The sequence below is a fragment of the Flaviflexus massiliensis genome (genome assembly GCF_001375495.1).
Classification (GTDB): domain Bacteria; phylum Actinomycetota; class Actinomycetes; order Actinomycetales; family Actinomycetaceae; genus Flaviflexus; species Flaviflexus massiliensis.
Window position 1 is genome coordinate 332,597 of the sequence record NZ_LN831056.1, and the last position, 9,045, is coordinate 341,641.

The window sequence follows — 9,045 nt, forward strand, 5'->3', positions numbered from 1 at the left end:
TGGACCGATGGTCAACAGCTCGTTCATCGAACCGCGGCACGATCCTTCCGAGAGTAGAGTCGACAATGAGCGAAAAGCGACGGGTTGATCCCAACAATCTGCGTACGCTCGCGGCCACCCGCGCCCGCACACGTGCCAGGGTCTCCCAACGTACGGCCCGCATGAAGGCGCTGGGCATGGGCGTGGGAGTAGCAGTCCTCATCTCCCTCATTGTCTGGATCCTAGTTGCTGCCACCAGTATCACCATCCTCCTCGGCTTTGTCCCCACGGTTCTTACCGTGGCCGGAACAGCCTTCTATGTGAAGATGCTGATGGATGCTCGCGAACTCAACCACCAGGACCAGGTCGCCATCGCCAACCTCGATGCGAAGCTTGCGAAGCTCTCCGCAACCGCACGCACCCAGGACCGCAAGGCCAAGGTAGCGAAGAAGGCACCCCGCCGAGTCCAGGAAGCCCGCAGGGCCTCAGCCGCTTCCGCAGTTTCGGCTTCCGCAACCTCCAGTACTTCCGCCCTCTCCACCGCTTCGGCTACCGATGCGGTCTCCGCACCCACGGTTGCATCTGCTCCTGAGGCACAGACAGTGGTAGCCCAGCCCATCCGGCAACAGGCCCCGAAGCGTGAAGTTGCGACACCGTCGTACACTCCGAAGCCCACGTTCTCCCGCCGCACGGTCAAGCCCTTCGAACCCGAAGAGGCGCCCACGGCCGCGGTTCCATACCGGCCCACCCAGCTTGGTGAGAAGTTCTCCAGCTCGGTCTCGGCATCGTCTGCTGATGCTGCTCCCGTCATCGCGACCTTCAACTTCGATGAAGTTCTCGAAAGGCGACGCCACGCATAAGTGACGAACGAGACTGGCCCCACACCTTGGAAGAGAAGTGGGGCCTGATAATATTTATGGGTACCTGGGGCTATGGCGCAGTTGGTAGCGCGTCTCGTTCGCAATGAGAAGGTCGGGGGTTCGAATCCCCCTAGCTCCACGTAAGATGAGAAAATCGAAACTTGCCCCGCCTGATGGCGGGGCAGTTTTGTTTCTGCGGTGACGTGCGCCGGGGCGTCGATGTTGGTGTGGGCGAGGATGCTGGCGGTGGTCTTGTCGGGTGTGTAGGTGGCGTTCTCTTCGTCGTCGATGGTGATGCGGGTGAACAGGGCGCGGTTGAGGATGCGTCGTTCGGCTGGATCGCACTTGTTGTAGAGGTTGTCGAGGTCGACGAGGAGTTCGGGCAGCTGGTCCAAGCCTGTTCGGGCGTCGGCGTAGGTGTCGGTGAGGTTGTCGAGCCGTGTGCTGATCTGGTCGAGGCTGACGCGGATGCGGTCTTGTTCGCTCTTAAGGAGGTCGAGTGGGATCGCGTCGGCGTAGTGGGCCTGGACGAGTTTGAGGCGTTCGGCTTCGAGCTTGTCGCGTTGGGCAGTCAGGAGCTTGCGTTCGTCCTCGCTGGATCCTTCGAGCTGGTCGAACACGTCGTTGAGGACCTTCCGGACGTGCTCGGCCTGGGTTGGGCTCAGGGAGTTGCGCTGGTAGGTACGTTCAATCTCGGCTTCGGCGCGTTCGGCGAGGATCGCGGAGCGAGTGCAGTGGGTGGTCTTGCGTCGTCGTCCGGAGCAGGTGAAGTACTCGTAGCGGTCCCCGGTCTTGTCGCGGGGGCGTTCGATCATGAGCTTGGTCCGCAGGAGCAGTACAGGGTGCCTTTGAGGTAGTGGTCGTACTTCTGTGGTCGTTCGCCACGGGCGTTGTTGGCGTCGAGGTTGGTCTGGACACGCAGCCACGTCTCTGCGTCGACGAGGGGCTCGTGGGTGCCGTCGTAGGTGACCCCGCGGAAGGTGACGGTGCCCTGGTAGTAGGGGTTGGTCAGGATCTTGTGCAGCCCGGTCGTGGTGACTGGCTTGGCGGGCTGGGAGGGGGTGGGGCGGGGGGTCCGGGCACGGGCGGGGGGGTCCCTTGGTCGGCGGGGCACGGGGCAGGTGGCGCAGGCGGGTGCCGGAGGCCGTGACCCAGTCGCGCAGACGGTGGCGGGCGTCGGCGAAGTCGCGGTGCCAGCCCAAAGGTGCGGAACCATTTTGTTCGGGGTCGTAGGCGCACAGCCAGTGCAGGTGCAGCGCGGACAGCTCCCAGACCAGTTCGGGGTGGCGGTGCCAGTAGGGCGGCACCACTGAGGCGGGTAGGCCGTAGGTGTGGCGGAGCCAGTCGACTCACCAGTTCAGCTCCAGCAGCTCTGCTTCCAGATCCTGCGCCGACAGCAGGTTCCAGTTGATCGGGTGCGGCGGCTCGGGCAGGGCATCGGCGTTGAACATGTCGGGCTGGTCGTCGAGGATACCGGGGTCGTCGTACTGGTCGTCGGGATCGGGGCCGTGAGTGCTCATGATCGGTCCGCCCGGGTCACATGCTGAGGCTGTCGGCAGCAGGCGTGGCCTGGTGGTGCTGGGGTGGTTCGAAGGCCTGCCCAGCCGCCTGGCGTTCGAGTGCCTGGCGGGATGTGCGGTCGACGTCGTAGCGGGTGCGGGCGGTGTCGTGGCCGATCTTCTTGGCGACGAACTCCTCGCCCGCGATGGGCTGTCCGTCGCGCTCGTAGGTATAGTCGTGGGCGTAGCCTTCGGCGACGAACTGGTCACCCTTGGTGAAGCGTTCGAAAGCCCGCTCGGTGGTGGCGCGGTAGAGCACCAGATTGCCGAAAGACGGCTCCAGCTTGGTGAAGGAGCCGTGTCAAGCCCCGGCCAGTCCGGAGCATTGATGTCGGCCTCGTCCGAGACGGGGCGAGGATCCACCACCCGTTCCCCAGCGTGGCAGCGGACCAACCCCTCGGCGAGTTCATCTGCGCTCAGCGCCTTGGAGAGGTACCCATCGGCGCCAAGCTTCAGCGCATGCTCGACGATGCCGGGATCCAGATTCCAGGAGTAGATCACGACCCGCCCGAAGCGCGGATCCCTGATGAGCTTGCCCATCTCCTCCTCCTGGTCCTCGGAGGCGAACGTGTCCACGAGGACGACATCCACAGCACCTGAGGGGTCGACCATCGAGTCGAGTTCGATCACGGCAAGGCGCTGGTCTCGTCGCAGCAGGTTCGAGACGCCCTCGACGATGACGGGATAGTCATTGACGATGGCCACCGAGATCGGATCCACATGTATGCTCCGAGAGCATACCGGCACAACAGGCGGTGCTGCGGCCAGGTCAGGCTTCGCGCCATCCCGCGGGACCGAGCATCAGATGCCCCTCACGCTGGAGTTGGGCGAGCCACCCCTCCATCGGGTAGAAGCCCCAGTTGGAGTGGAAGAGGTTCGCGTTGCGTGCGATCGCCACTGCATGTTCGACCGGGGGGTCGCTGATCGGATGATACTGGTGGAAGGCCTCGGCTCCTGCACTCCAGTACATGGTGCCCCCGGCAGCCTTGAGACGCTGCCCGAAGTCCGTGTCCTCGCCCCCATACCCGACGTAGCGTTCGTCGAAGCCGCCAATACGGTGCCAGTCCGTGAGGCTCATGGCGACGTTGAGGGACCACAGCAGGCGGGGATCGCCCTCCACGAGGTCCCCCGGTTCAGGGACGGTACGCACCGGATGGTCCTCACCTGCACGACGGAGACGAGCCAGGGTGTAGTCGGCCTCCACGAGCCCCGAGGGCAGGTAGTAGACCCGCCCACACACCACTGCGGGTGATTCCTCGTCGGCGGCCTCCTGGATCGCCTCGGTGTAGTCCCTCGCCAGGTCGGGACCCGGCAGGCAGTCCACATCGAGCAGGGCTACGTTCTGCGCGCCATGTTCCTCCGCCACCCGCACACCGAGGTTCCGTGCGGCGGACAGCGGCAACTCTCCACCAGTGTCCAGCTGGGTCACGACGGTGGGGCAGGCATCGGTTTCCGCCACCACGGACCGGATCTCGTCGTCGTCCATGGACACGACCACGTGGAGCAGCGGCTGCGGCTCCATCGCCTCGATCCAAGCCCGCTGGCGCCGCAGATGGGCATGGCGTCGATGCACGATGGTGACCAGTGCGAGTCGCATCATTGAACCTCCTCGTGTAGCCGGTCGAGAGCTGCGGCTGCCCGGCGTGCGCCGTCGCCCGGATTCCAATCCCGCCATGCCTGGCCGCCGATGGATGTCGCTTGTTTCAGGAGGATCGGCCAGTCCTCATTGCTCGGCCAGTCCTCCAGGGCGACACACGCCCCTGCCCTGCGTAGTGCACCCACAGTAGCGCCCTGCTCATCGAAGGGTCGGGGCTGGGCCACCACAACGGCGGGTCGGCGGGCGGCGGCGACCTCCGCGACGGCGTTGTCGCCCGCATGCGTGACGACGACGTCGGCCTCGGCCAACTCCCGCCACAGGTCGGGTGACGGTTCCTCCGGGGTTCGTAGGATCCACTCCCATCCCGGCGTCGCTCGACGGGCACCCGCGAGGTCCCCGTCCCGCAACCGGTCACCCCCCGAGCCCCACACGACCAGAACGCGCGGCACATCGGAGGTGGATGGCGGAGGCGACTCGATACCGTCGAAGCGGGAGAAGGCGCCCGTGTGGACGGTCTTGGCTTCCCATTCGGGTGGCCACCACGGCTCACCGTGCTCCCGGTTCCACGGCGCGATGATTGCGGATGCCGCATCGTAGGCGGTCAGATGGGGTCGGTCGGTCCTGTCACCACGCAGTGCGACCACAACGGTCCTCACACCGAACAGGCGGGACAGTAGCGTCACTTCGGCGGAGGTATCGACGACCATCACGTCGACGTGCCCGGTCAGCCAGTCAACGATTCGCGCGAGTCGGGTGCGGTGGCGGGGAACCTCGAGGGGTGCCCAGTGAAACACCCCGTTCGCGGTCGGGTCGAGCGGTTCATGGACGAGATCGGGTTCCAGCATCACCCAGCGTCCGGGCCACCCCTCGGGGGCCTCGAGGGAACTGAACCCGACCACGGGCGCACGCAGGGCCAACGCGATCTGCAGGGCACGCATGCGGTGCCCCTGTCCCTGGTGGTGCACGTAGTAGCCGATCATCGTCCCACCAGTTCCCCGTAGAGGTCGACGTAGGCGGCCACGGTGTCCTCCAGGGAGAGGGTGTGCTCGGCCTGGGCCCGGACCACCCGTCGATCCAACTGGACCACGTCGTCGAGGACAGCTACCGCCGCGGCCACGGTCATCTCGTCGGAAGTGCCGGGCGGGACCAGGATGCCGGCACCCGGGCGCACGACCTCCAGGAGGCCAGCACGAGCCAGCCCGAGGACTGGCGTGCCGCAGGACATCGCCTCGGCAGCCACCAGGCCGAAGGGCTCGTCCCATGCGGGTGTCACCAGGCAGGCGGCAGACTGCGCCAGCAGTCGCTGGAGATCGACATTGGCGAGGTGGCCGACGTGGCGGATCCGCTCATCGAGCAGCGGCTCCACCTGTGAGGCGAAGTACTGCCCGTCGATGATGGGACCGGCCAGCACGAGACGCCGGCCAGCGGTTCGTGCGATGGCCGCGGCGATGTGGGGCGCCTTCTCGGGGACGATCCGTCCGGACCACACCAGGTCGTCGCCGCCCTCCCCGAACCGCCACTCGGCGAGGTCCACGCCATTGCGGATGACCGTGGCGGTGGTGACGTGGCTCCACATCTCGGCCACGGCCTGGCTGACGGCAACCGTGCGCGCCGACGGCGTCAGCTTCAGGGCCGGCTCCATCCAGGGCGTGGGTGGGCTGTGCAGCGTCGTGACGAGGGGCTGGGGTGCGATCTGTCCCAGAACGATGGGCAGGTAGTGCAGCGAGTTGTTGTGGATGACATCGATGTCTCGGCGCTCGGCCAGGTATCGCATCGCCTGCAGATAGGCGGTGGTTTCCTGGACCTGGTGCGCGGGCGGCATGGCGACATCATTGCGGGCGCTGGCGCTCAGCTCCGGGGGCGTGAAGGCCAACTCCTCGGCCTCGAGGTGCGGGTCGCTGCCGGGCCCGGCGAACAGGACGACTTCGATCCCTCGACGCCTGAGGCCGACGGTCAGGCTCCACGTGAACGACTCCAGTCCCCCGGCGAAGGGAGCCGCGATGGGGAACCTGTCATGGGCGAGCAGGGCAACCTTCATGCCCGTCCCAGGGCGTCGGTGTAGATGCGCCGGTGGGCAGCGGCGATATCGCGCCGCTGCTCGAGGCGGTCCTGCGGATCCGCCCGCCAGTCGTCACGGGATCGGTCCATCGCGTCCAGGGCAGCCGCGATGTCGGCGGCCCGCGGGAGGCCATCGTCCAAGTGGTACCCGAGGACCCCGGCATGCTGCTGGTGGTAGTAGCCCAGGTGTGGGGCGAGCACGCGGGTCCCCACGTCGTGACACGCCTCCAGCCAGCCGGAATGCGTGCCGAAGCGGTAGGGCAGCACCGAGAGGTCGAGGCTGCGGAAGTAGTCCCACAACTCCTCGTCGCTGTAGAAGTCATGCACATGGACCTCGACTTCAGGTGGGAGGCTCCGCAGGAAATCGACGACATCCGGTTTGTGGTTGTACTGTCCCGGGGTCATGACGTCGGTGTGGACGTCGATCACCAGCTCGAATTCCCTGCGCCGCAGCTCAGCCACGAGCGCTCCGATCATCGGCAGGGGATCGAGGTTCGCGCGCATGCTCTTCAGATGCAGCCCCACCCGGGGAACGGTCCGCTGCGGGCGGTTCACGGACATCTGGTCGAATCCCACCACGTGGGGGTGCTTCACCATGTGCGCAGCCCGGCCCCATCGCCGGGAGATCTCGTCCGCGGCGCCGGGGGTCAGGGTGATGAGTTGGTCCGCGGCAGGGACCAGCACGTCCAGGGCTGCGTCGTGCGTGCGGCGGTCGAGCTGGTGGGGGTTGCGCAGGTCATGGACGGTGTAGACCAACGGCTTGCCCTGCTCACGGAGCGCGGCCACGATCGTGTCCAACTCCGATGGCTCGATCGAATCGAACCCGAAGTGGAGGTGGTACAGGTCGAATTCCTCGGCGTGGTCATGAATCCACTGTGCGTCCAACATGACCAAGGGCCACCATGGCGCCCCGACGGCCGGGTTCTCGGGGGTCGGGTCCGGCAGGCGGACGACACCATCGTCTCGGTCGGGATCGCTGAGGTGCTCGACGTAGACATGCCCATGCGGCACCGATGCGATTCTCATGGCAGACTCCTTCTTGAGTCATCATTTTACGCTGGCGGATTGGGTCCAGTCTACATCCCTGGGGGTAGGTTTGGGCGGCCTGTTCAGTACTCGAGCTCGGCGATCACCTGGGGGATGTGGGTGAGCAGATCGCGGGCCAGGAACCCTCTCGGCCCGAAGTGCGACGTCAGCCGTTCACCGCATCGGCCGTGGACGTACTTGGCCCATACAGCCGCCTGCACCGGATCTGCCCCGCGCGCCAGAAGTCCCACGATGATCCCCGCCTTCACGTCACCGCTACCGGAGATCGCCAGGCCCTGACCACCGGTCTCATCGCGCCATGCACGCCCATCCGGCGCCGCGACGAAGGAGGTGTCCGCGCCGCTGACCACGACCACCTCGGCGCGTTTCGCGAGGTCGCTCACGGCAGCCCGTAGTTCCTTGATCCCGGCCTCGCTCTGGAGCTCCGCGGGCGCGTTCTGCTCCAGCGTCGTGAACAACTCCTTGACGTTCGGGGACACCACCGAGCGTCCGCCCAGGTGGGCCAGACCGTCGAGGTTTCCCGTCAGGTAGGCCAGCCCCAGGGCATCCAGGTACACGGTCGCCTACAGCTGTGGAATCACCTGCTCCAGCAACGCGTTGGCCGCTGCGGGGTGCATCATGCCGGGTCCCAGCAGGACGGCGTCACGCTCGGAGGCCAGGTCGACGGTGGTGTCGGCAGCGCTCGGCGCGATGTCGCCGCCGCCGTCGGTCTCCAAACCTTGGACAAAACCCTCCGGGATGGCCAGGCCCAAGGCTGTCGCAGCGCTCTGGACGGTGGCGATCTGGAGTTTGCCAGCACCGGCCCGCATGGCGGCCTCGGCAGCCAGGAACACGGCCCCCGGCACGTGGTCGTTGCCACCGACGATCAGGACCCGGCCACCAGCATTCTTGTCGCCTTCCGGGTTGGGCAGTCGCCAGGAGCGGAGCAGCCCGGGGGTGACGACGACGGCGCTCATGCGCCCTCCCCATCGGCGGGTGGTTCCCGCGTCGTGGGGGCATCCCCCACGGCGGCGGCATAGCGGATTAGGTCCAGGCCACCGTCGTCGTCCGGTTCGTAGGACGTCATGGAACAGTTCGGCAGGGGTTGCTCCGCATCGATTGTGAGCAGGGTGGGCTCGTCCAGGGACTCAAGGACGTACCTGAACGACATGATGGTGGCTTGGTGGCTGAACACCCACACATTCTCACCGTCGTACTCTGCACGGATGTCGGCCAGGACGCTGCGGATGCGTAGGGCGACGTCACACCAGCTCTCACCGCCGGCCGGACGGTGGTAGAACTTGCCCAGACGCGTGCGTCGCTCCGCCTCCTCCGGGAACTGCGCCTCGATGCCCTTGCGGGTGAAGCCGTCCATCACCCCCAGGTCCCGCTCCCGCAACCGTTCATCCACGATCAGCCGGTGCTCGAGGCCAGGTGACGGTGCCCTGGTAATAGGGGTTGGTCAGGATCTTGTGCAGCCCGGTCGTGGTGACTGGCTTGGCCGGCTGCGAGGGGGTGGGCCGGGTGGTCAGGCCACGGGCGGTGAGTTCCTTGGCTAGGCGCGACAGGGACCAGTTGCCGGTGGCGTAGGTGGTGAAGGCGAAACGGACGAGGTCGGCGCGTTCGGGGTCGATTTGGATCACGCGAGACTCGCGTCCTTGGGCGTCGGTGGTGCGGACGTTGAGGTAGCCCAGAGGCGCTTTGGTGGGGGTGCCGCCGATCGCGGCTTTCTGGGTCATGCCTTTGAGGACTTCCTGGGCCAGGTTCAGCGAGTAGAACTCGGCCATGGAGGCCAGGATGCCGTGCATCAGCATCCCTGAGGAGGTCTCGTCGATGTTCTCGGTGACCGAGACCAGGCTGATGTTCTCATCCCGTAGCGCGGCGTGGATCATGGCGTCATCGAGCCGGTTGCGGGCGAGGCGGTCGACCTTGTTGATGATGCAGTACCGCACCGGGTGCGTGGTCG

General features: G+C 66.4%; 12 protein-coding genes, 1 tRNA gene and 1 pseudogene. 4 read left to right on the forward strand and 10 right to left on the reverse strand.

All coding sequences use genetic code 11. The features are described from left to right. The first annotated feature begins 65 nt into the window (after positions 1–65). The 3 genes from BN1241_RS01585 (at position 66) to BN1241_RS01595 (ending at position 1,696) form a co-directional block, all read left to right on the forward strand. On the forward strand, positions 66–839 hold the full coding sequence (locus BN1241_RS01585; RefSeq protein WP_147599185.1) for a hypothetical protein: 774 nt from the start codon (positions 66–68) through the stop codon (positions 837–839). Positions 840–905: 66 nt separating this feature from the next. Beyond that, positions 906–978, forward strand: a tRNA-Ala gene (locus tag BN1241_RS01590). Positions 979–1,012: 34 nt separating this feature from the next. After that, positions 1,013–1,696, forward strand: coding sequence for a hypothetical protein (locus BN1241_RS01595; RefSeq protein WP_222704365.1), 684 nt, complete (start codon positions 1,013–1,015; stop codon positions 1,694–1,696). Here the strand turns inward: BN1241_RS01595 and BN1241_RS12145 are convergent. The 3 genes from BN1241_RS12145 to BN1241_RS01605 form a co-directional block, all read right to left on the reverse strand. Beyond that, positions 1,651–2,055: a recombinase family protein gene (locus tag BN1241_RS12145; RefSeq protein ID WP_082418153.1), complete on the reverse strand. Its 405-nt coding sequence runs from the start codon at positions 2,053–2,055 to the stop codon at positions 1,651–1,653. The two genes, BN1241_RS01595 and BN1241_RS12145, sit on opposite strands and share 46 nt — an antisense overlap. A gap of 133 nt (positions 2,056–2,188) precedes the next feature. After that, positions 2,189–2,359: a hypothetical protein gene (locus tag BN1241_RS13150; RefSeq protein ID WP_230198204.1), complete on the reverse strand. Its 171-nt coding sequence runs from the start codon at positions 2,357–2,359 to the stop codon at positions 2,189–2,191. Between the two features lie 16 nt (positions 2,360–2,375). Beyond that, on the reverse strand, positions 2,376–2,657 hold the full coding sequence (locus BN1241_RS01605; RefSeq protein WP_222704341.1) for a single-stranded DNA-binding protein: 282 nt from the start codon (positions 2,655–2,657) through the stop codon (positions 2,376–2,378). Between the two features lie 119 nt (positions 2,658–2,776). On the opposite strand from BN1241_RS01605, the gene BN1241_RS12925 reads away from it, so the two are divergent. Further along, positions 2,777–2,998, forward strand: coding sequence for a hypothetical protein (locus BN1241_RS12925; RefSeq protein ID WP_054951733.1), 222 nt, complete (start codon positions 2,777–2,779; stop codon positions 2,996–2,998). Positions 2,999–3,167: 169 nt separating this feature from the next. Here BN1241_RS12925 and BN1241_RS01615 read toward each other — a convergent pair whose 3' ends face one another. From BN1241_RS01615 to BN1241_RS01645, 7 genes and pseudogenes are all read right to left on the reverse strand, one after another. Continuing rightward, on the reverse strand, positions 3,168–3,998 hold the full coding sequence (locus tag BN1241_RS01615) for a glycosyltransferase family 2 protein (RefSeq protein WP_222704342.1): 831 nt from the start codon (positions 3,996–3,998) through the stop codon (positions 3,168–3,170). Beyond that, positions 3,995–4,975: a glycosyltransferase gene (locus BN1241_RS01620; protein WP_054951734.1), complete on the reverse strand. Its 981-nt coding sequence runs from the start codon at positions 4,973–4,975 to the stop codon at positions 3,995–3,997. Before BN1241_RS01620 ends, BN1241_RS01615 begins: the two co-directional genes overlap by 4 nt. After that, positions 4,972–6,033 (reverse strand): glycosyltransferase family 4 protein, encoded by a 1,062-nt coding sequence (locus BN1241_RS01625; protein ID WP_054951735.1) that lies wholly within the window; start codon positions 6,031–6,033, stop codon positions 4,972–4,974. Before BN1241_RS01625 ends, BN1241_RS01620 begins: the two co-directional genes overlap by 4 nt. After that, a complete protein-coding gene (locus BN1241_RS01630) occupies positions 6,030–7,079 on the reverse strand; it encodes a glycosyltransferase (protein WP_054951736.1) in 1,050 nt (349 codons plus the stop codon). The genes BN1241_RS01625 and BN1241_RS01630 overlap by 4 nt, the downstream gene beginning before the upstream one ends. A gap of 83 nt (positions 7,080–7,162) precedes the next feature. Then, a pseudogene (locus BN1241_RS01635) lies at positions 7,163–8,056 on the reverse strand (NAD(P)H-hydrate dehydratase). Then, on the reverse strand, positions 8,053–8,490 hold the full coding sequence (locus tag BN1241_RS01640; protein ID WP_077138198.1) for a histidine phosphatase family protein: 438 nt from the start codon (positions 8,488–8,490) through the stop codon (positions 8,053–8,055). Before BN1241_RS01640 ends, BN1241_RS01635 begins: the two are co-directional and overlap by 4 nt. Then, on the reverse strand, positions 8,483–9,045 hold a 563-nt coding region (locus BN1241_RS01645), incomplete at its 5' end, for a recombinase family protein (RefSeq protein WP_187117585.1). The genes BN1241_RS01645 and BN1241_RS01640, both read right to left, overlap by 8 nt.